Annotated in this window: 17 protein-coding genes; 7 read left to right on the top strand and 10 right to left on the bottom strand. The window is 63.2% G+C overall.

The features are described from left to right. Positions 1–12: 12 nt before the first annotated feature. Positions 13–774, bottom strand: a complete 762-nt coding sequence (ompR, locus tag HWE01_RS08785; protein WP_008328356.1) for an osmolarity response regulator transcription factor OmpR — start codon at positions 772–774, stop codon at positions 13–15. 187 nt (positions 775–961) lie between these two features. On the opposite strand from ompR, the gene HWE01_RS08790 reads away from it, so the two are divergent. After that, positions 962–1,243: a hypothetical protein gene (locus HWE01_RS08790; protein WP_008328358.1), complete on the top strand. Its 282-nt coding sequence runs from the start codon at positions 962–964 to the stop codon at positions 1,241–1,243. Between the two features lie 87 nt (positions 1,244–1,330). Here the strand turns inward: HWE01_RS08790 and HWE01_RS08795 are convergent, their stop codons facing one another. The 8 genes from HWE01_RS08795 to dapC form a co-directional block, all read right to left on the bottom strand. Further along, a complete protein-coding gene (locus HWE01_RS08795; RefSeq protein ID WP_008328360.1) occupies positions 1,331–1,990 on the bottom strand; it encodes an amino acid ABC transporter permease in 660 nt (219 codons plus the stop codon). Positions 1,991–2,085: 95 nt separating this feature from the next. Then, on the bottom strand, positions 2,086–2,889 hold the full coding sequence (locus tag HWE01_RS08800; protein WP_241821556.1) for a cystine ABC transporter substrate-binding protein: 804 nt from the start codon (positions 2,887–2,889) through the stop codon (positions 2,086–2,088). 135 nt (positions 2,890–3,024) lie between these two features. After that, positions 3,025–5,007, bottom strand: a complete 1,983-nt coding sequence (locus HWE01_RS08805; protein WP_241821557.1) for an ATP-binding cassette domain-containing protein — start codon at positions 5,005–5,007, stop codon at positions 3,025–3,027. 31 nt (positions 5,008–5,038) lie between these two features. Further along, complete coding sequence (gene prmB, locus HWE01_RS08810) at positions 5,039–5,929, bottom strand: 50S ribosomal protein L3 N(5)-glutamine methyltransferase (protein WP_175342496.1); 891 nt, start codon at positions 5,927–5,929, stop codon at positions 5,039–5,041. Between the two features lie 25 nt (positions 5,930–5,954). After that, positions 5,955–7,082 carry a succinyl-diaminopimelate desuccinylase gene (gene dapE / locus HWE01_RS08815; protein WP_241821558.1) on the bottom strand — a complete coding sequence of 376 codons (1,128 nt, stop codon included), beginning with the start codon at positions 7,080–7,082 and terminating at the stop codon, positions 5,955–5,957. Positions 7,083–7,084: 2 nt separating this feature from the next. After that, the gene (locus HWE01_RS08820) at positions 7,085–7,444 is read right to left on the bottom strand and encodes an ArsC family reductase (RefSeq protein ID WP_241821559.1); all 360 of its coding nucleotides are present in this window, start codon (positions 7,442–7,444) and stop codon (positions 7,085–7,087) included. 105 nt (positions 7,445–7,549) lie between these two features. Then, positions 7,550–8,383, bottom strand: a complete 834-nt coding sequence (dapD, locus tag HWE01_RS08825; protein WP_006462557.1) for a 2,3,4,5-tetrahydropyridine-2,6-dicarboxylate N-succinyltransferase — start codon at positions 8,381–8,383, stop codon at positions 7,550–7,552. A 57-nt stretch (positions 8,384–8,440) separates the two neighbouring features. Then, positions 8,441–9,652 carry a succinyldiaminopimelate transaminase gene (gene dapC, locus HWE01_RS08830; RefSeq protein WP_008328375.1) on the bottom strand — a complete coding sequence of 404 codons (1,212 nt, stop codon included), beginning with the start codon at positions 9,650–9,652 and terminating at the stop codon, positions 8,441–8,443. Between the two features lie 245 nt (positions 9,653–9,897). Between dapC and HWE01_RS08835 the strand changes: the two genes are divergently transcribed. The 6 genes from HWE01_RS08835 (at position 9,898) to def (ending at position 19,131) form a co-directional block, all read left to right on the top strand. After that, positions 9,898–10,110, top strand: coding sequence for a hypothetical protein (locus tag HWE01_RS08835; RefSeq protein ID WP_157174205.1), 213 nt, complete (start codon positions 9,898–9,900; stop codon positions 10,108–10,110). 17 nt (positions 10,111–10,127) lie between these two features. Then, entirely contained in the window at positions 10,128–13,658 is a 3,531-nt protein-coding gene (gene smc, locus HWE01_RS08840) for a chromosome segregation protein SMC (RefSeq protein ID WP_241821560.1), read from the top strand. A gap of 407 nt (positions 13,659–14,065) precedes the next feature. Continuing rightward, complete coding sequence (locus HWE01_RS08845; protein WP_241821561.1) at positions 14,066–15,397, top strand: cell division protein ZipA C-terminal FtsZ-binding domain-containing protein; 1,332 nt, start codon at positions 14,066–14,068, stop codon at positions 15,395–15,397. A 24-nt stretch (positions 15,398–15,421) separates the two neighbouring features. Then, entirely contained in the window at positions 15,422–17,494 is a 2,073-nt protein-coding gene (ligA, locus tag HWE01_RS08850; RefSeq protein WP_034350266.1) for an NAD-dependent DNA ligase LigA, read from the top strand. Between the two features lie 127 nt (positions 17,495–17,621). After that, entirely contained in the window at positions 17,622–18,512 is an 891-nt protein-coding gene (gene galU, locus HWE01_RS08855; RefSeq protein ID WP_008328393.1) for a UTP--glucose-1-phosphate uridylyltransferase GalU, read from the top strand. A gap of 82 nt (positions 18,513–18,594) precedes the next feature. Beyond that, positions 18,595–19,131, top strand: coding sequence for a peptide deformylase (gene def, locus HWE01_RS08860; protein WP_008328395.1), 537 nt, complete (start codon positions 18,595–18,597; stop codon positions 19,129–19,131). Positions 19,132–19,226: 95 nt separating this feature from the next. Here def and cphA read toward each other — a convergent pair whose 3' ends face one another. Further along, on the bottom strand, positions 19,227–21,800 hold the full coding sequence (gene cphA, locus HWE01_RS08865; protein WP_008328397.1) for a cyanophycin synthetase: 2,574 nt from the start codon (positions 21,798–21,800) through the stop codon (positions 19,227–19,229). Positions 21,801–21,833 lie beyond the last annotated feature (33 nt).

Below are 21,833 nucleotides of genomic sequence, written 5' to 3' on the forward strand. Positions count from 1 at the left end.
TGAAACGGGCGATCAGCGCGGTTTCCCTTCCGGGATGAAGACATAACCCAGGCCCCACACGGTCTGGATGTAGAGCGGATTGGCCGGGTCCGGTTCGATCAGCTTGCGCAGGCGCGAAATCTGCACGTCGAGACTGCGGTCGAATACTTCATATTCGCGGCCACGGGCCATTTCCATCAGCTTTTCGCGCGACAGCGGCTGGCGCGCATTGCGTGCAAAGACCTTCAGTACCGAGAATTCACCGGTGGTCAAGGAAATGGTTTCGCCGCTCTTTTTCAGAGTGCGGGTGCCCAGGTCCAGGATGAAATCGCCGAATTCGAAGGTTTCCGGGGTTTCGGACGGTGCACCCGGCAGCTCATCGGGGCCCTTACGGCGCAGCACCGCGTTGATGCGGGCGACCAGTTCGCGCGGATTGAATGGCTTGGGCAGGTAATCGTCGGCGCCCATTTCCAGGCCGATGATGCGGTCCACGTCCTCACCCTTGGCAGTGAGCATGATGATGGGCGTCTGGTCACCGGCACCGCGCAGGCGGCGGCAGATGGCCAGGCCGTCCTCACCGGGAAGCATCAGGTCCAGCACCAGCAGATCGTAGCGCTCGCGGATCCACAGCTTGTTCATGGCCTGGGCGTTTTCGGCCGTGACCACATTGAAACCTTGCTCGGTCAGGTAGCGGCGCAGCAGGTCGCGCAGACGGATGTCGTCATCCACCACCAACACTTTGAATTGATTGGCGGATGTTGTCGTATTAGTATTGTTGCCGTTGGTTGTATTCATGGTGCCTATGGTAGCGTCTTGGCGATTTTGAGCAAGTCGGGGCTGTTGATCCATTACAAACTGTTACATACCTTACCTTAATCATCTTATACCATCGCGGCCTGCGCCCTAAACTGGAATCACGTCGGGAAAGCACGGTGGTCAGCGCTTTCTCTTCCTGATTCTCTGTCTCCGGAAAAATCGCATTATGAAGATTGCAGTCATCAACAAGCTATGTCTGGCAGCGATGCTGGCGCTCGGTGTGGGAGCGGCCGCGCTGGCTGGCCCACCCCAGGGCGGCCGGCCGATGCCGGGTCAGCCGGGTGACTTCAGGCAACGCGGTGGTGATTTTGCCCCGCAGGATCATCGCAGCCAGATCGCCAGTGATCAGGAGCAGCGCCGTGGCGGCAGACTCAGTGCCGATGAGCGGCGTGAGCTGCGTCGCCAGATCAATGAAGTCGGCCAGGATATCTACCGCGTCAAGCGTTGAGTTCGGCCACCGGGAAAGATTCCCCTTTCTCCCAATAAAAAGCCCGGGTGCATCGCATCCGGGCTTTTTCCTTGTGGCTGGCAGGCATCAGTTCTCATGTGCCTTGCCCAGCCGCTTTTCCAATCGGTGCTGGACGGCTTCGAAACACAGGCTCAGGAGCCAGTAGATGCCGGCAGCGGCCAGGTAAAGCGGGAGCGGACGGAAGGTCACCGCAATGACTTCCTTGGTCGCCAGCATCAATTCCGTCACGGTGATGACCGAGACCAGCGAGGTATCCTTGATGAGGCTGATCAGGGTATTGCTCATCGAGGGCACGGCGATGCGCACCGCCTGCGGCACGATGATGTAGCGCAAGGTCTGGAAATAGGTCAGCCCGACGCTGTAGGAAGCATTCCACTGGCCACGCGTTACCCCCAGGATGGCACCGCGCAGGCTTTCCGACAGGTAGGCCCCGGCATTGAGACTGAGCGTGAGCACGCCCGCCGTCAGCGGCGAGAATTCGATACCGATGCCGGGCAAGCCGTAATAGACCACGAAGATCTGCACCAGCAGCGGTGTGCCGCGCATCATGCTGACGTAGATCGCCGCTGGCCAGTGAATCGGACGCCAGGGCAGGATGCGCGCCACCGCCAGCACGAAACCCAGCACCAGTCCGCCGACCATCGAGGCCAGTGCGAAGAGCAGGGTATAGCCCACGCCCTTGATCAGGGTAGGGGCGGCTTGCTGCAGCAGTTCGAGGATTTCCATAAGCATTCGAATAAAAAAATTATCCCCGCAATGCGGGGATAAGTCGTTCCGCCCGGACCAAGCCGGGCGGCGGGGAGCCCAGGATCAGGTGCGCCTTATTGTGCTTTCGGCGGCTGGCTCACGTCAATGCCGAACCACTTCTCGGAGGCGGCCTTGAAGCTGCCATCGGCCTTGATGTCAGCCAGGGCCTTGTTCAGCGCAGCCTTGAATTCCGGATTGCCCTTGCGGAAGGGAATGCCGATCTTGTCGACGGTGCCGATGGGGCTGCCGGCCTTCAAGGGCAGGTTGGTCGACTTCAGGATGTAGCCCACCAGCAAGCTGTCGTTGAGCGCAGCGTCGATGCGGCCAGCCGCCAGGTCAGCCAGATACTCGGGCGAGCCCGGATAGGTGCGCACGTCGATGCCCGGCACGGCCTTGGCCTTCTGCTCGAAGTTGGTGCCCTGGCCCAGGCCGAGCTTCTTGCCCTTCAGATCGTCCAGGCTCTTGAATTCGCGCTTCTCATCCTTGCGCACGATCAGCTGGGCGCTGGAGAGGGTGTAGGGATCGGAGAAATCGAAGGCCTTCTGACGCTCATCGGTGATGCCGACCTGGTTGATGATGACGTCATACTTGCCCGCACCCAGACCGGCCAGGATGCCGCTCCACTCGGTGGTGGTGAACACTGGCTTGACGCCCAGCTTGGCCGCCAGCAGCTTGGCCACGTCAACTTCGAAACCGGTCAGCTCGCCCGTCTTGGCATCCTTGAAGTTGAACGGCGGATAGTTGCCTTCCAGCGCCACCTTCAGCGTGCCGCTGCTCTTGACCGATTGCAGCAGGTCCGCTGCCGAGACGCTCATGGAGGAAGCCAGCAGCGCCGCGCCGACGCCGGCCAGCAGCCATTGCTTGATGTTCTTGTTCATATGTCGATGTCCTTATAAAAACTTTCGCCACAAAAACTGCGGCCAGGGCGCAATGATGCCCTCGTTTTGCCCAACTGCAAGGGCTGGCTTAAGACATTGATGTAGAAAGCTTATGCCAGCCGCGGTTCCGCCGGCTCAAGCCTGCAATTGCTCCAGCGCTTCCTGCTGTTCCAGCCATTCGTTTTCCAGCTGGTCCAGTTCCTTGCTGCAATAGGCCTGATCGGTGATGAGGGTCTTCAGTTCTTCCTTGTTGGCGGCATCATAGATGTCGGGGCTGGCCAAACGCGCATCGATCTCGGCCTTGCGGACGTTGAGCTTGGCGATCTGCTCGTCGAGGCGCTTGATGCGGGCCTCGATGGGCTTTTTCAGGGCCGACATCTTCTGGCGCTGCTCGGCTTCCAGGCGCTTCTGTTCCTTGCGGTCCACCAGAGACGCGGGCGCGGCTTCTACCGACTGGCTGGCTGCCGGCAGCGGCGCGGCGGCTGCGGCGTCATTGCGGGCGGCCAGCTTGGTCTTGAAGAGCCAGTCCTTGTAGTCGTCGAGGTCGCCATCGAAAGCTTGCAGCTTGCCTTCGGCCACGATCAGGAACTGGTCGGTCGTGGCGCGCAATAGGTGGCGATCGTGGGAGACCAGCACGAGGGTGCCCTCGAACTGCGCCAGCGCCATGGTCAGCGCTTCGCGGGTTTCCAGGTCGAGGTGGTTGGTCGGTTCATCGAGCAGCAGCAGGTTGGGGCGCTGCCAGACGATCAGGGCCAGCGCCAGGCGCGCCTTTTCGCCACCCGAGAAGGGCGCGATGGACGACGTGGCCATGGTGCCGTTGAAGTTGAAGCTGCCCAGGAAATTGCGCAACTCCTGCTCGCGCACATCGGGCGCGAGGCGAGTCAGATGCCACAGCGGCGATTCGTCATGGCGCAGCATCTCCACCTGGTGCTGGGCGAAGTAACCGATCACCAGGCCCTTGCCCAGCCGCGCCGTGCCGGACAGCGGATCGATCTCGCCGGCCACGGTCTTGATGAGCGTCGATTTACCTGCACCGTTGACACCCAGCAGGCCAATACGCTGGCCATTCTGCAGCGAGAAATCGATGCCATGCACGATGATCTTGTCTTCATCCGGCGCACCGTTCTTGCCCTCGATGTGATAGCCGGCGTTGACCTTTTCCATCACCAGCAGCGGATTGGGCGCGGACAAGGGCTCGCGGAATTCAAACGAGAATTCAGCTGCCGCCCGCAGCGGAGCCAGTTCTTCCATCTTGGACAAAGCCTTCATGCGGCTCTGCGCCTGACGCGCCTTGGTCGCCTTGGCCTTGAAGCGGTCGATGAAGGATTGCAGGTGCGCGCGCTGGCGCTGCTGCTTCTCGATCATCCCCGCCATCAGTTCCAGCTGGGCCGAGCGCTGGCGCTCGAAGCTGCTGTAGTTGCCGGAATATCGCTTCAGTTTGCGATCGTCGATATGAACGATCACGTTCACCACGCCATCCAGGAAATCGCGGTCGTGGGAAATGATGAGCAGGGTGCCCTCGTAGCGCTTCAACCAGTCTTCCAGCCAGATGATGGCATCCAGGTCCAGGTGGTTGGTCGGTTCGTCCAGCAGCAGCAGGTCGGACGGGCACATCAGCGCCTGCGCCAGGTTCAGGCGCATGCGCCAGCCACCGGAGAAGCTGGCCACCGGCCGCGCCATCTGTTCCAGCGAAAATCCCAGGCCCAGCAGCAATTGCTCGGCGCGGGAGCGCACGGTATAGGCATCCGCATCGGCCAGGGCGGTATGCAGTTCGGCGATGTGATTGCCGTCGTGCTTGTCGTCCGGCTGGGCTTCGGCACGCGCCAGTTCGGCTTCCAGCTGGCGCAGATGGGCATCGCCATCGATGGCGTACTCGATGGCCGGACGGTCCAGCGCCGGGGTTTCCTGCGCCACGTAGGCCATGCGCCAGCGCGCCGGGTAGTCGATATTGCCTAAGTCGGCGTGCAGCTCGCCACGCAGCATGGCGAACAGGCTGGACTTGCCGGCGCCGTTGGCGCCGATCAGGCCGATCTTGTCGCCCGGGTTGAGCGTCAGGTCGACATTCTCCAGCAGCGGCTTGACGCCACGCTGGAGGGAAACTTGCTGGAAACGGATCATCGGTGATTCAGACTCAAAGGGGCGCTCAGGCTCAGGCCAGTTGCAGTTGTTCGGCCGTCACCAGGAACACCATGTCGTCCCCGGCGCTGGTGGTCAGCCAGGTCAGCTCCAGTTCCGGGAAGGCCGCTTCGGCGAAGGCGCGTTCGTTGCCGATCTCGACCACCAGTACGCCCTCGGGCGTGAGGCGCTCGGCGGCACCGGCGACGATCTTGCGCACCAGGTCCATGCCATCCTCGCCCCCGGCCAGCGCCAGTTGCGGCTCGCGCAGGTATTCCTGGGGCAGCTTGGCCATGGAACCGGAATTCACATAGGGCGGATTGCTGATGATCAGATCGTACTTGCGCAGCGGCAGTTGCGTGTACAGGTCGGATTCGACCAGCTTGATGCGGTCTTGCAGCTGGTAGTCATCCACGTTCTTGCGCGCCACGGCCAGCGCATCGGCGGAGATGTCGACCGCATCGATCTGCGCATTCGGGAAGGCATCGGCCAGGAGAACAGGCAGGCAGCCGGAACCGGTGCACAGGTCCAGCGCGTTTTCGATGGCTTCCGGGTCCTGGATCCAGGGCGAGAAATGCTGCGGAATCAGTTCGGCGATGAAGGAACGCGGCACGATCACGCGCTCATCGACGTAGAAGCGGTAAGCGCCCAGCCAGGCTTCATTGGTGATGTAGGCGGCCGGCACGCGGTCCTTGCTGCGGCGTTCGATCACGCGCATGAGCGAGGCGATTTCTTCGGGCAAGAGGCGCGCATCGAGGAAGGGATCGAGCTGGTCCAGCGGCAGTTTGAGCGTATGCAGGATCAGGTAGGCCGCTTCATCGAGCGCATTGCTGCTGCCGTGGCCGAAGAACAGTTGTTCGGTGTTGAAGCGGGTCACGGCGTAGCGCAGCAGGTCGCGCACGGTGGAGAAATTGTTGGGGGTCATGAGCTTCTCTTCAATGCGGCGGCGTTCAGGCCAGCAGGTTTTCCAGCGTCTTGCGGTAGATGTTCTTGAGGGGATCGATGTAGCGCACTTCGATGTGCTCATCGATCTTGTGGATGCTGTCATTGGGCGGGCCGAACTCGATCACCTGCGGGCAGATCTGGGCGATGAAGCGTCCATCGGAGGTGCCGCCGGTGGTCGACAGCTCGGTGTCCAGCCCGGTCTCGTCCTTGATCGCCTTGGACAGCGCATCCGAGAGGTCGCCGCGCGGGGTCAGGAAGGGCAGGCCGCCGACGGTCCACTTCAGGTCGTATTCCAGGCCATGCTTGTCGAGGATGGCGTGTACGCGCTGCTGCAAACCTTCCACGGTACTGGCGGTGGAGAATCGGAAGTTGAAGTCGATCACCACTTCACCCGGGATCACGTTGGAGGCACCCGTGCCGCCGTGGATATTGGAAATCTGCCAGGAGGTCGGCAGGTAGTATTCATTGCCCGTATCCCACTGTTCGGCCACCAGTTCGGCCAGTGCCGGCGCAGCCTGGTGGATGGGATTGCGCGCCAGTTGCGGGTAGGCGATATGGCCCTGGATGCCCTTGACGGTCAGCTTGCCCGACATGGTGCCGCGGCGGCCGTTCTTGATCATGTCGCCCAGGGTCTTGGCCGAGGTCGGTTCGCCCACGATGCAGTAGTCCAGTTGTTCGCCGCGCGCCTTCAGGGCATTGCAGACGACGACCGTCCCATCGATGGCCGGGCCTTCTTCATCGCTGGTGATGAGAAAACCGATCGAGCCCTTGTGCTCCGGATGGGCCGCCGTGAACTCTTCGCAGGCCACCACCATGGCGGCAATCGAAGTCTTCATGTCGGAGGCGCCGCGTCCGTACAGGCGGCCATCACGCAGGGTCGGCTGGAAGGGATGCGACTGCCATTTTTCCAGCGGACCGGTCGGTACCACGTCGGTGTGGCCGGCAAAGACCACCAGCGGCTGCGCCGTTCCCTTGCGCGCCCACAGGTTGGTGACCTCGCCGGACTGGATGGTTTCGCAGACAAAGCCCAGCGGTGTAAGCAATTCCGCCAGCCTGGCCTGGCAGCCTTTGTCTTCGGGGGTGACGGAAGAAAGGGACATCAATTCCTGGGTCAGGGCCAGCGTCTTGCTCATGATCATTTCTCGAAAATGTGTTGATACTGATCGGCCTTGAAGCCGACGTGATACTGCTTGCCATCGAAGAGCACCGGGCGCTTCACCACCGAGGGGTTTTCCACCATCAGGGCGACGGCTGCGGCGTCATCGGTGATGGCGGCCTTGCGTTCGTCCGGCAGGGCGCGCCAGGTGGTCCCCTTGCGGTTGACCAGCACGTCGCGCTCCACGTCCTTCAGCCAGGCTTGCGCCTGTTCGGCGGTGAGGCCGGCCTTCTTGAAATCGTGGAAGTGATAGGCGATCCCTTGCTCGTCCAGCCACACGCGGGCTTTCTTGACGGTATCGCAGTTGGGGATGCCATAGAGGGTGATCTTGTCGCTCATGCGGGTTCTCACAAAACGGGCCACTAGAACACGACGCCGCGCCGGACAGGACGACCGGCGCGGCGCGTGGGTGCTTCAGGACTTCAGGCAAGCCGCAGGACGGGATTACTCGCCGCGCAGCAGTTCGTTGATGGACGTCTTGGAGCGGGTCTGGGCATCGACCTTCTTGACGATGATCGCAGCATACAGGCTGTACTTGCCATCCTTGGAGGGCAGGTTGCCCGGCACCACCACCGAGCCCGCCGGCACGCGGCCGTAGTGCACTTCGCCGGTTTCGCGGTCATAGATCTTGGTCGACTGGCCGATATAGACGCCCATGGACAGCACCGAGTTTTCTTCGATGATGACGCCTTCGACCACTTCCGAACGGGCACCGATGAAGCAGTTGTCTTCGATGATGACGGGGCCGGCCTGCACCGGCTCCAGCACGCCGCCGATGCCGACACCGCCAGACAAGTGAACATTCTTGCCGATCTGGGCAGCCGAACCGACGGTGGCCCAGGTGTCGACCATCGTGCCTTCATCGACATAGGCGCCGATGTTGACGTAGGAGGGCATCAGCACCACGTTGCGTCCTATGAAGGAACCATGGCGGGCCACGGCAGGCGGCACCACGCGGAAGCCACCCTTGGCGAAATCTTCAGCGGTGTAGTTGGCGAACTTGGTGGGCACCTTGTCGTAGAACTGCGGGTAGCCGGTGCCAGCCGACATCGGCACGTTGTCTTCCAGGCGGAAGGACAGCAGGATGGCTTTCTTCACCCATTGGTTGACTTCCCACTGGCCGACGCCTTGACGGTTGGCGACGCGCAGGGTGCCATCGTTCAGGCCTGCGATCACTTCGGCCACCGCATTGCGGATGTCGGCCGGAGCGCTCTTGGGGGACAGGCTGGCGCGGTCTTCCCACGCCTGATCGATGATTTGCTGAATGGACTGTGTCATGTTGGTATCTATGAACGGTTGGGTGAAAGGGGGGGAATCTGGCTGCGCTGACAGGGCTTATGCCTGGCCGGCCAGTTTCTTGGTGAAGGCGACGATGCGTTGCGCCGCCTCCAGGCATTCTTCGACTTCGGCCACCAGCGCCATGCGGATGCGACCGGCGCCCGGATTGACGCCATGCGCCTCGCGCGCCAGGTAGCTGCCGGGCAGTACCGTGACATTATATTCGGCGTACAGACGTTGGGCGAATTCGGTGTCGCTGATATTGACCAGCTTGTCGACCTTGGCCCACAGGTAGAAGGCGGCATCGGGCAAGGCGACGTCCATCACTTCTTGCAGCAAAGGGGTGACCTGGGAGAACTTGGTGACGTACTTGGCGATGTTGTCCTGAACGTGGGTCTCGTCCTGCCAGGCCAGCACGGAAGCGGCCTGGATCACCGGGCTCATGGCCGCGCCGTGATAGGTGCGGTAGAGCAGGAATTTCTTGAGGATGGCGGCGTCGCCGGCCACGAAGCCCGAGCGCATGCCCGGCACGTTGGAGCGCTTGGACAGGCTGGAGAAGGAAATCAGGTTGCGATAGTCGCGGCCCAGGAGGCGCGCAGCCTGCATGCCGCCCAGCGGCGGATCCTGCTTGAAGTAGATCTCGGAATAGCATTCGTCGGAGGCGATCACGAAGCCATAGCGATCCGACAGGGCGAACAGTTCCTTCCAGTCTTCCAGCGTCAGCACGGCACCGGTGGGGTTGCCGGGCGAGCAGACGAACAGCAGCTGTACGCGTTCCCACACCTCCTGAGGCACCTGGCTGAAATCGGGCGCAAAGTTGCGCGCCGGGTCCGAATTGACGAAGTAGGGCTCGGCACCGGCCAGGTAGGCCGAGCCTTCATAGATCTGGTAGAACGGGTTGGGGCACATCACCAGCGCGCCCGGACGGGTCGGATCGACCACGGTCTGGGTCAGTGAGAACAGCGCCTCGCGCGAGCCGATCACCGGCAGGATCTCGGTGGCCGGGTCCGGGCGCGGGATGTCGTAACGCTTTTGCAGCCAGTCGGCGATCGCGCCGCGCAGGGCGTCGCTGCCCAGGGTGGCCGGATACGAGGCCAGACCGGACAGGTTGTCCGTCAGCGCCTGCTGGATGAAGGCGGGCGTGGGGTGCTTGGGCTCGCCGATGCCCAGGCTGATCGGGCGATAGGCCGGGTCGGGCGTGATGCCGGCGAAGAGCTTCTTGAGCTTTTCGAAGGGATAGGGCTGCAGTTTGTCGAGTAGGGGATTCACGTCGCTGGACTGGAGTAAAGCTTTCCGGGCCAGCGTCTCGCGAGGGCGTCAGCGAGATCGGGCGGCCACGGCAAAGGGCTGGGAAAGCTTGCGATTATACCGCCATTTGACGGCATTGCCGTGCTCTGGCAGCGCGAGCCGGCCTGTTCAAGGTGTTCAAGGTGGTGGGCCCGCTAGCGCCACCGGCAAGCCTGCCGCCCCCGCCAGGCTTGCCTGTGCGGGCAGGTCATCGCCCGCACAGGCTGATGCTGAGCGTGAAGTTTCTGATTCCATCACATCGAAATGAAGAAATGGACTTTCCACCGGGGGTGCCCGGCATGGCCTTTTCACGGGCGGTGAGTGCATCGACCAAAGGGGCGGGAACAGGCAATCTGGCGCGGTTTTTGGTCTTGCCGGGGCCGCGCGATGTTATGATACCGCCCGTTCCGGAAGCAAAAATCCTGCTTCCTCCTAACTGATTCAATTTGTCGATAACGTGCGTCTAACTTCCATCAAATTATCCGGATTCAAGTCTTTCGTCGAGCCTACGCATTTTCAGGTTCCGGGGCAGCTGGTCGGGGTGGTCGGGCCCAATGGCTGCGGCAAATCCAACATCATCGATGCCGTGCGCTGGGTCCTGGGCGAATCCAAGGCCTCCGAGCTGCGCGGCGAGTCGATGCAGGACGTCATCTTCAACGGCTCCACCCACCGCAAGCCGGCCGGGCGCGCCTCGGTCGAACTGGTATTCGACAATTCCGCCGGCAAGGCCGCCGGACAGTGGGGCCAGTACGCCGAAATCGCCGTCAAGCGCACGCTGACCCGCGATGGCACGTCCTCCTACTACATCAACAACCAGTCGGTACGTCGTCGCGATATCCAGGACATCTTCCTCGGCACCGGCCTGGGCCCGCGCGCCTACGCCATCATCGGGCAGGGCATGATCTCGCGCATCATCGAGGCGCGTCCTGAAGAGCTGCGCATCTTCCTGGAAGAAGCGGCGGGTGTCTCGAAGTACAAGGAGCGCCGCCGCGAGACCGAGAACCGCCTGCACGACACCACCGAAAACCTGACGCGCCTGGAAGACATCCTGCGCGAACTGAACGCCAACCTGGAAAAGCTGGAAGCCCAGGCCGCCGTGGCCAAGAAATTCCACGAGTTGCAGAACGACCAGGAAGAAAAGCAGAAACTGCTCTGGCTGCTGCGCAAGAATGAGGCCAAAGCCGAGCAGGAGCGCTTCTTCAAGGAAATCGAGCGCGCCCAGATCGACCTGGAAGAGCAGACCGCCAAGCTGCGCCACGTCGAAACCGAACTGGAACACATGCGCCAGGCGCACTACGCCGCCGGCGACCGCCTGCACCAGGCGCAAGGCCACCTGTACCAGACCAATTCCGAGATCGGCAGCCTGGAAGCGCAGATCAAGTTCGTCATCGAATCGCGCAATCGCCTGCAAGCGCAGCTGAACTCGCTGGGCGCGCAGCGCGACCAGTGGCAGCGCCAGGGCACGCAGCAGCAGGAAGAACTGGCTGAAGCGGAAATCCAGCTGGAAGAATTCGGCATGCGCGTGGAGCAGGCCCAGCACGCCGTGCAGGATACCAGCGACCGCCTGCCTTCGCTGGAGGCGGCCTGGCGCGAGTCGCAGCTCAAGACCACCGAATCGCGCGGCAAGATCATGCAGGTGCAGCAGCAGATCGAACTGCAATCGACGCACCAGCGCAATGCTTCCAACATCCTCTCCGGCCTGGCCGCGCGCCGTGAACGCCTGATGCAGGAAAAGAACGGCATGGCCCTGCCCGACGAGACGCACCTGTCCAACCTGCGCATGCAGCTGGAAGAAAAACAGGCTTCGCTGGAAGAGGCCAGCATGTACCTGGAAGAGGCGCAGGAGCAGTTGCCGCGCCTGGAAGAAGAGCGCCGCACCGCTCAGGAACTGGTCAGCAAGGAAACCTCGGCCAATGCCCAGCTGGAAGCCCGTCTGACGGCCCTGAAGCAATTGCAGGAAAGCGTGCAGGCCCAGGGCAAGGTGCAGCCCTGGCTGGAAAAGCACGGCCTGGCTGAACTGCCGCGCCTGTGGCAGAAGCTGCACATCGAATCCGGCTGGGAAACCGCGCTGGAAGCGGTGCTGCGCGAGCGCATGTCGGCCCTGGAAATGTCCAACCTGGACTGGGCCAAGGCTTTCTTCAGCGATGCCCCCCCGGCCAAGCTGGCGCTGTACGCGCCCAACGCCGGCCTGGCCCAGCCTGAAGCCCAGCCGGTGGCCGGCCTGAAGCCCTTCGTGACGCTGCTGCAGCTGAACGATCCGGGCCTGCGTGCCCTGATGAACGACTGGCTCAACCACATCTACATCGCCGACGATACGGCCAGCGCCTTTGCCGAGCGTGCCAAGCTGCCGCTGGGTGGGCTCTTCGTGACGCGCCAGGGCCATGTGGTCAGCAATTCCAGCGTGCGTTTCTATGCCTCCGACTCGGAGCAGGATGGCATGCTGGCGCGCCAGCAGGAAATCGAGAACATCACCAAGCAGCAACGCGCACAAGCGATGCTGGCCGAGGAAGCCAAGGGCCGCGCCGTGCGCGCCGAGGCAGCCTTGTCGGGCGCATCGCAGCGCCTGCAGGAACTGCGCCAGCGCGTCAATTCGCTCACGCAATCGGCCCACAGCCTGCAGATCGAGGTCATGAAGCTGGCCGAGGTGCAGGAGCGCTTCAACCAGCGCAGTACCCAGATCGCCACCGATCTGGAAGAAATCGGCATGCAGGAAGCCGAGCAGCAGCAGGTGCAGGCCGAATCCGAGGCCCGCTTTGAAGAACTGGACATCGAACTGGCCGAACTGCAGGAGCAGCACGAGAATGGCCAGACCGATTACCTCAACAAGGAACAGCAGCTCAACGACGCCCGCACCCGCCTGCGCGAGCTGGAGCGTGCCGCCCAGGAAACCGAGTTCGCCGAGAAGTCGCATCGCAACAAGATCGAGGAATTGAAGCGCGGTATCGCCACTGCACTGGAACAGGCGGCGCAACTGTTTGCCAGCATGCAGCAAGGCTCGCTGGAACTGGAAAGCCTGGATGACCAGGCGGCCCAGGCCGGTCTGCAGGAACTGCTGGATCGCCGCACCGAACAGGAACGTGCCCTGGCCGATGCCCGTCACGAGCTCGATCAACTGTCGCAGCAACTTCGTTCACATGAAGAATCGCGCATGCAGGCGGAGCGCAGCCTGCAGCCCCAGCGTGACCGCATCACCGAACTGCAACTGAAGGAACAGGCCGCGCGCCTGAACCAGGAACAATTCTCGGAAGCCCTGGCCCAGACGCAGGCCGACGAGGCTGCCCTGTCGGAAAAACTGACCAGCGACATGCGCCCGTCCTACCTGCAAGGCGAAGTGACCCGCCTGACCAACGCCATCGCGGCGCTGGGCGCGGTCAACCTGGCTGCGCTGGACGAACTGGCGACCGCATCCGAGCGCAAGCACTTCCTCGATGCCCAGCACGCCGACCTGAACGAAGCCATCACCACGCTGCAGGATGCGATCCACAAGATCGACATGGAAACCCGGGATCTGCTGCAGGACACCTTCGACAAGGTGAACCACCACTTCTCGGAACTGTTCCCGGTGCTCTTCGGCGGTGGCCAGGCCAAGCTCATCATGACCGGCGACGAGATCCTGGACTCTGGCGTGCAGGTCATGGCGCAGCCGCCGGGCAAGAAGAACGCCACCATTCACCTGCTCTCCGGTGGCGAAAAGGCGCTCACTGCAACGGCGCTGGTGTTCTCCATGTTCCAGTTGAACCCGGCACCCTTCTGCTTGCTCGACGAAGTGGACGCGCCGCTGGACGACGCCAACACCGAGCGCTTCGCCAACATGGTCAAGCGCATGTCGGATCACACCCAGTTCCTCTTCATCTCCCACAACAAGATCGCCATGGAAATGGCGCAGCAGTTGATCGGGGTGACCATGCAGGAACAGGGCGTCTCCCGCATCGTGGCGGTGGACATGGAGTCGGCCGCCAACTTCTCCAGCGCCGAGCAGGCCGCGTGATGACTTGTGCGGCAGTGGCCCGGGGCTTTGTCGGCTTGACAAGCAGGGGGTGTGACCGTACCCTGAAAACCTTGCCGGCCAGCCCGGAGCGGGCGCAGGCCACAGCTGGAACCGTACTGATTCGGCCCCCACGGGCCATGGAAAAATAACAATATCTTGACCGCGCACTTGCCGTACCCGATCCGTTCGATTCACCTGCATGGCTCCCCTGGAGCCGGGGCCGGTGCAGGTGCCTGCCAGCGCTGCGGCAGCACCGACGGATGGCCGCCAGAGCGGCCCGCGCGGTTCAGGCTTTCTTGGATTGATAGGAATCGGATTTCTTCGATGAGCAGCTCTTCCCAGCCGACCATGCCACGCGGCGCCCATGATGGCGCCCTCCAGCCCGCCAGCCTGAAAGGTCGTGCAGCATGATGATGGATCTCCAGACCAGCCTGATCATTCTTGGCGGCGTCTTCGTCGCCGGGGTCATCACCTACAACAAGTGGCAGGAGCACAAGGCGCGCAAGACCGTGGAGCGCGCCTTTTCTTCGTCGCACGATGACGTGCTGATGTCGCCGGATGAACCCGCTACCGCTGAGCCAGTCTTCGTAGCGCCGGTGGGCGAGCGCACCGCACCTGCTGCGCGCATGGCCGAGCCAAGCCTCGAACCCGATGCCGAGCGTGCCGAACCTTCGCTGTATGAGCTGCCCGAGCGCAAACCGGTCCCCGCGCCCGTGAAGGCCTACCAGGAACAGGCCGGGTTCGAGCCGCGTGAACCCTTCCTGGGAGATCCGCCGGCGCCTACCCCGGCCGGCGCCGCCGCCGATGACGCTGTGCTCGGCGACGCCCTGGCGCAGGCACCGCAATCGACGGTGGCCCAGATCATCGCCGGGGCCGAAGAGCAGGGCGAGGCCGTTCCGGCCTTCACGCCGCCGCCCGAAATGCAGGCGCGCCTGGCGCCCAAGCGCGAGCTGCCGGTGGACGAACTGATCGACTGCAACATCCCCATCGGCCTGGACAACCCGCTGCGCGGCGATAAGCTGCTGCCGATGCTGCAGGGCCTGCGCCATGTCGGCAACAAGCCGGTGCACTTCATCGGCCGCACCACCGAGGGGGAATGGGAAGCCATCACCCATGGCAGCATCTACAACGCCTTGCTGGCCGGTGCGCAACTGGCCAATCGCAGCAATGCCATCAACGAACTCGAATATTCGGAACTGGTCATGCGCCTGCGCGACCTGACCGATTCGCTGTCGGGCGAGCCGGAATTGCCGGACATGCCCGACGTCATCCGTACCGCCCAGGCGCTGCACCAGTTCATCATCGACCATGATGCGCAGCTGTCGGTGAACGTGCGCTCGCAAGGGGCCCCGTGGAGCCTGGCGACCCTGCTGGCGGCATTGACCCGTCAGGGCTTCGATCGCCGCACCGAAGGCTATCTGGTGATGCAGGATGGCGAAGGTGAAGTGCTCTTCGCGCTCTCCACCAATGCCACTCCGACCGACGAAACCACCGACCGCCTCACGCTGTTGCTGGACGTGCCCCGCGTGGCGCCGTCGCGCGATGGCTACGGTGCCTTGGTGGCCTGCGCCAGGTCGCTATCGGCGCGTCTGGGCGGCGTCATCGTCGATGACAGCGATCAGCCGCTGACCGATGAAGCGCTTTCTGATATCGCCGAACAGGTGGCCGCGTTCTACAGCGCCATGGAATCGGCCGAGATTCCGGCCGGCTCCACCCGCGCCTTGCGCCTGTTCAGCTAAGGCCCCGTTTTTACACTCCCTACGATGCAAGACGACTTGTTTTCCGCCGGACGGCCCCCGCAAGGGGAGCCGGACTGGCGCGCGCGCGCCCGCACGCTGCGCGACGAATTGAACCGCCACAACCACAGTTACTACGTGCTGGACCAGCCCAGCATTCCGGATGCCGAGTACGACCGCTTGTTCCAGGAGTTGCAGGCGCTGGAAACCGCCCATCCCGAACTGCTCACGCCGGATTCGCCGACGCAACGCGTGGGTGCCGGCCCGCTGCCGCAATTCGAGCCGGTGCGCCATGACATCCCCATGCTCTCGTTGGGCAACGGCTTTGCCGACGAAGACATTGAAGCCTTCGACAAGCGCGTGCGCGACGGCCTGGAAACCCTGCAGGAAGTGCGCTACGCCACCGAGCTGAAATTCGACGGCCTGGCCATCAGCCTGCGCTACGAGAACGGCGTACTGGTGCAGGCCGCTACGCGCGGCGATGGCACCACGGGCGAGAACGTCACGGCCAACATCCGCACGGTGCGCGCCATTCCCTTGCGTCTGCATGGTGACAACCTGCCGCAGGTAATCGATGTGCGCGGCGAAGTGCTGATGTACAAGGAGGATTTTGCGCGCCTGAACCAGCGCCAGCGCGATGCCGGCCAGAAGGAGTTTGCCAATCCCCGCAATGCCGCCGCCGGCAGCCTGCGCCAGCTCGATTCGCGCATCACCGCGCAACGTACGCTGCGTTTCTTCGCCTATGGCATTGGTGTGCTGGAAGGGGCCGAGATGCCGCCTTCGCACTCGGCCCTGCTGGACTGGTACCAGGAACTGGGTCTGCCGGTCTGCAAGGAGCGCGCCGTGGTCAGCGGTGCGGCCGGCTTGCTGGACTTCTTCCGCAGTATCGGCGCCAAGCGAGAGAGCCTGCCCTACGAGATCGATGGCGTGGTCTACAAGGTCGACCGGCTGGACCAGCAGAAGCACCTCGGTTTCGTCTCGCGCGCCCCGCGCTTTGCGCTGGCCCACAAGTTCCCGGCCCAGGAAGCCCTGACCGTGGTGCAGGACATCGAAGTGCAGGTCGGCCGCACCGGGGCCATTACGCCGGTGGCGCGCCTCAATCCCGTCTTCGTCGGCGGCGTCACGGTGACCAATGCCACCCTGCACAACGAAGATGAAGTCCGCCGCAAGGATATCCGGATCGGCGATACCGTCATCGTCCGCCGCGCCGGTGACGTGATCCCGGAAGTGGTCGCCTTCGTCCCCGAGAAGCGCCCTGAGGATGCGCGCGCCTTCGTCATGCCGGTGGCCTGTCCGGTGTGCGGCTCGCCCATCGTGCGGGCCGAGGAGGAAGCGGTGGCGCGCTGCTCGGGTGGCTGGCTGAAATGTTCAGCGCAGCGCAAGGGGGGACTGCAGCATTTTGCTTCACGTCGCGCCATGGATATTGAAGGCCTGGGCGAACAGCTGGTAGAGCAGCTGGTGGATCGCCAGGTGGTCAACACGCCGGCTGACCTGTATCGCCTCGGTTTGTCGGCCCTGGCCGAGCTGGATCGCATGGCCGAGAAATCGGCGCAGAACGTACTGGACGCCCTGCAAAAGTCCAAGACCACCACGCTGGCGCGCTTCATCTATGCGCTGGGCATCCGCCACGTCGGCGAGGCTACGGCCAAGGAGTTGGCGCGCCATTTCGGCGGTATCGACAAGCTGCTCGCCGCCAGTGAAGAACAACTGCTGGAAGTGGCCGATATCGGTCCGGTAGTCGCATCCTCGATCCGCGCCTTCTTCAATGATCCGATCAATGTCGAGCTGGTGGAGCAATTGCGCGCGGTCGGCGTGCACTGGCCCGAGAGCGAAGGTGTCGATGCGGGTGCCAAGCACCTGGCCGGCAAGACCTTCGTGTTGACCGGCACCTTGCCCAACCTGTCCCGCGATGACGCCTCGCAAATGATCGAGGCCGCCGGTGGCAAGGTCTCCGGTTCAGTCTCAAAGAAAACCAGTTACGTGGTCGCCGGCGCCGAAGCCGGCAGCAAGCTGGCCAAGGCCGAGGAACTGGGCGTGGCCATCCTCGACGAGGACGCACTGAAGGCGCTTTGCGCGGGTCAGGATGTGTCAGGAACGTAATTGCCTTGTCTTTTTATTCATATACAATGCCGCCCGTATGCAGTCCCGCACGCGGGGACTGCGCTGCGGGTTAGTCAGCATAACAACATAACAACACAACAAGACCCATCTTTACCTCGGAGTCATGATGATCAAGAAGATCAAGAAAGCCGTTTTCCCCGTCGCCGGTCTCGGTAGCCGCTTCCTGCCTGCCACCAAGGCCCAGCCCAAGGAAATGCTGCCTATCGTCGACAAACCGCTGATCCATTACGCAGTGGAAGAGGCGGTTGCTGCCGGCATCACCGAGATGGTCTTCATCACCGGTCGCAACAAGCGCGCCATCGAAGATCACTTCGACAAGGCCTACGAGCTGGAGTCCGAACTGGAAGCCGCGGGCAAGAAGAAGCTGCTGGAGATCGTGCAGAACGTGGTGCCCAAGAGTGTCAACTGCATCTTCATCCGCCAGTCCGAACCGCTGGGCCTGGGTCATGCCGTGCTGTGCGCCCGTCCGGTGGTGGGGGAAGAGCCCTTCGCCATCCTGCTGGCCGACGATTTCATGGATACCGATCCTGGCGTCAAGCCGGTGCTGGCGCAGATGACTGACATCTACGCCCGTGAAGGCATGAGCATGCTGGCCGTGCAGGAAGTGCCCAAGAGCGATACCCGCCAGTACGGTATCGTCAGCGCCACGCCTTACCAGCCGGACCTGGAACGCATCAATGCCATCGTCGAAAAGCCGGCGCCGGAAGAAGCCCCGTCCACGCTGGCCGTGGTGGGCCGCTATGTGCTCAACAGCCGCATCTTCCACTATCTGGAAAACATCCCGCGCGGAGCCGGTGGCGAGATCCAGCTCACCGATGGCATCGCCAAGCTGATGCAGGCCGAGTCGGTGCTGGCATACCGTTACCAGGGCCAGCGTTATGATTGCGGTTCCAAGCTGGGCTACTTGAAGGCCATGGTGGCCATGGGTCTGAAACATCATGAAACCGGCCCGGCGTTCTCGGAATATCTGCAGGAAGTGGCCAACAAGGCGCGCTGAGCAGGGATACCCGGCGCCATCAGGGCGCACTGCTGCACAATGACGCCCGGTTCCTGCCGGGCGTGTTTCATGGAGAGAGGCAATGGCCATACGCGAGATACTCAAGATGGGCGACCCGCGCCTGCTGCGCCAGGCGCAAGCGGTGACGCAGTTCGGTACGCCCGAACTGGAACAACTGGTCGAGGACATGTTCGAGACCATGCGCGCCGTCAATGGCGCCGGTCTGGCCGCACCCCAGATCGGGGTGGATCTGCAACTGGTGATCTTCGGCTTTGGCCACAACCAGCGCTATCCGGATGCGCCGGCCGTGCCGGAGACGGTGCTCATCAATCCCGTGCTGACACCCTTGTCCGAGCAGGAAGAAGACGGCTGGGAAGGCTGCCTGTCCGTGCCCGGCATGCGCGGCGTAGTGCCGCGCTGGACACGGTTGCGCTACCAGGGCGTGGACCAGTATGGCAAGGTGATTGACCGTACCGTCGATGGCTTCCATGCGCGCGTGGTGCAGCATGAGTGCGATCACCTGCAGGGCATCCTCTATCCGATGCGCATCCGGGATTTCCGTCAGTTCGGCTTTACGGAAGTGCTGTTCCCCGAGCTCGACCCCAACCAGGACGACTGAGAAAAACTCTCCAGACCGTTGGCGAAGCCCAAAAAAACATCCCGGCGCAAGGCCGGGATGTTCGTTTCAAGGCGCGGTGAAGCGTACACCTGAAATCAGGCGCTTTCCTTCACACGCTGGTCGATATGGGCCAGCGCCTCTTCCACCTGGTCGATCAGGATCAGGCACAGGTCGCCCGGCTGCAGGCTGGCGAGGGCGGTATCGATGGCCAGGAATTCGCCGTTGATTTCCTTCACATCGCTGGTACGCGAGGCCTTTTCCAGTCCCTGACGCAACAGAGCAATCACTTCCCCGTCTTCTCGGCCACGCTGGCACTGGTCCTGATACAGCACGACTTCATCGAAGGCATCGCCCAGCAGTTCGGTCTGGCGGGTGATGTCGACATCGCGGCGGTCACCGGCGCCGCTGATGACCACCGAGCGGCGCTTGGCGGGCATGCTGTCGACGGCCTTGATCAGCGCCTGGATCGCATCCGGGTTGTGGCCGTAGTCGGCGATCAGGGTGGCACCCTTGTAGTCGAACAGGTTGAAGCGGCCTGGTGCAGTGCCGCTGTCGCTGATGAAGCTGGCCAGGGCGCCGGTGATCTGTTCCCAGTCCAGGTTCAGCGCCCAGGCCGCACCCACGGAAGCCATCACGTTCTCGACCTGGAAGCCGATGGCGCCGCTGCGGGTCAGCGGAATGCCGGACAGCTTCAGGCGTTTTTCGAACGTACCCTGCGCGGCCACGATGGCGTCGCCGTCTTGATAGACGATGCGGTGGCCCTGTGCGCGGTGGGTGGCCATGATGGGGTGGGTCGGATCCAGCGCGAAGAAGGTCACCGAGCCGGGGCAGGAAGAAGCCATCTTCGAAACCATGGGGTCGGCCGCATTGAGCACCGCAGTGCCGGTTGGCGCCACGTTCTCGACGATGACACGCTTGACCACGGCCAGGTCTTCCACGGTGCTGATGTAGGACAGACCCAGGTGGTCGCCCATGCCGATGTTGGTGACCACCGCCACGGCGCAGCGATCAAAGCCCAGACCTTCGCGCAGCACGCCGCCACGGGCGGTTTCCAGCACGGCCGCATCCACGTCGGGATGGAACAGCACGTTGCGGGCGCTGCGCGGGCCGCTGCAGTCGCCCGTGTCGGTGCGCTGGCCGTCGATGTAGACGCCATCGGTATTGGTCATGCCCACGCGCAGGCCGGTCTTGGCCAGCAGATGGGTGATCAGGCGCACGGTAGTGGTCTTGCCGTTGGTGCCGGCCACGGCCACCACGGGGATACGGCCATCGTCGCCATCCTCGTACATGGTCGAGATGATGGCTTCGCCGACGTCACGCGCCTTGCCGTAAGAGGGCGAGAGGTGCATGCGCAGGCCGGGCGCAGCGTTGACTTCGACGATGCCGCCGCCTTGTTCTTCCAGCGACATGTGGACCGAATTGCAGACCACGTCCACGCCGCAGATGTCCAGCCCGACCATTTGTGCGGCTGCGATGGCGCGCGCGGCCACGTCCGGATGCACGTCATCGGTGACATCGGTGGCGGTGCCGCCGGTGGAAAGGTTGGCATTGTTGCGCAGGACCACGCGTACGCCCTGGGCGGGGATGGATTCCGGGTCCAGGTTCTGGCCGGACAGCACCGACAGGGCGATGTCGTCCAGGCGTACCTTGGTCAGCGAGGTGGCGTGACCGTCACCGCGCAGCGGGTCGGCGTTGACCTGGTCGATCAGCTGACGGATGGTGTGCACGCCATCGCCGATGACTTGCGGCGGATCGCGGCGGGCGGCAGCCACCAGGGTCTTGCCGATCACCAGCAGGCGGAAGTCGTGGCCGGGCAGGTAGCGCTCGACAATGACTTCGTCGCTGATCAGGGCCGCATTGTTGAAGGCGCGGGTGATCTGTTCGGGGGTGCTGATGTTGACGGCCACCCCCTTGCCCTGGTTGCCGTCCAGCGGCTTGATGACCACGGCGGAGCCGATTTCCTCGGCGGCCTTGAGGGCGTCTTCCACGGTCTCGACCACGCGACCGTTGGGCACCGGCACACCGGCGGCGTGCAGCAGCATCTTGGTCAGGTCCTTGTCCTGGGCGATGGATTCGGCAATGGCGCTGGTGTTGCTGGTTTCTGCAGCCTGGATGCGCTTCTGGCGGCTGCCCCAGCCGAATTGCACCATGCTGCCCTGGGTCAGGCGGCGATACGGGATGCCGCGCTTGATGGCTGCATTGACGATGGAGCCGGTCGAGGGGCCCAGGCGCACGTCCTCATCCAGTTCGCGGATGCGGGCCAGCGCGCCGGTGAGGTCGAAGGGCGCATCGGCCTGGGCGGCGCGCACCAGTTCCAGCGCCAGATCGAAGGCCAGGCGGCCGACTTCTTCTTCGCTGTATTCCACCACCACTTGATAGATGCCGGTCTCGACGGTGGAGACGGTGCGGCTGAAGGTCACCGGGCAGCCGGCCTGGCTTTGCAGCGCCAGGGCCGCGGCGGCCAGGGCATGGGCCATGGAGACGACCTGCTTGCCGCCATCGGGCTCGAGGAAGCCGATCTGCGGGAAGCGGGCGCGCAGGCGCAGTTCGAAGCCGGGCATGTCATCGATGACGCGCTCGTTTTCCGGGCAGGAAACGATGGCTTCGACGGCAGTGTGTCTGCTCCAGAGATTGGGGCCGCGCAGGGCGCGAATGCGGGATACGTCCATGGACAATTTTTCCTAGGTGTCTCTTGATCTTGA

The sequence above is a fragment of the Herbaspirillum sp. C7C8 genome (genome assembly GCF_022627875.1).
Taxonomy (GTDB): domain Bacteria; phylum Pseudomonadota; class Gammaproteobacteria; order Burkholderiales; family Burkholderiaceae_D; genus Herbaspirillum.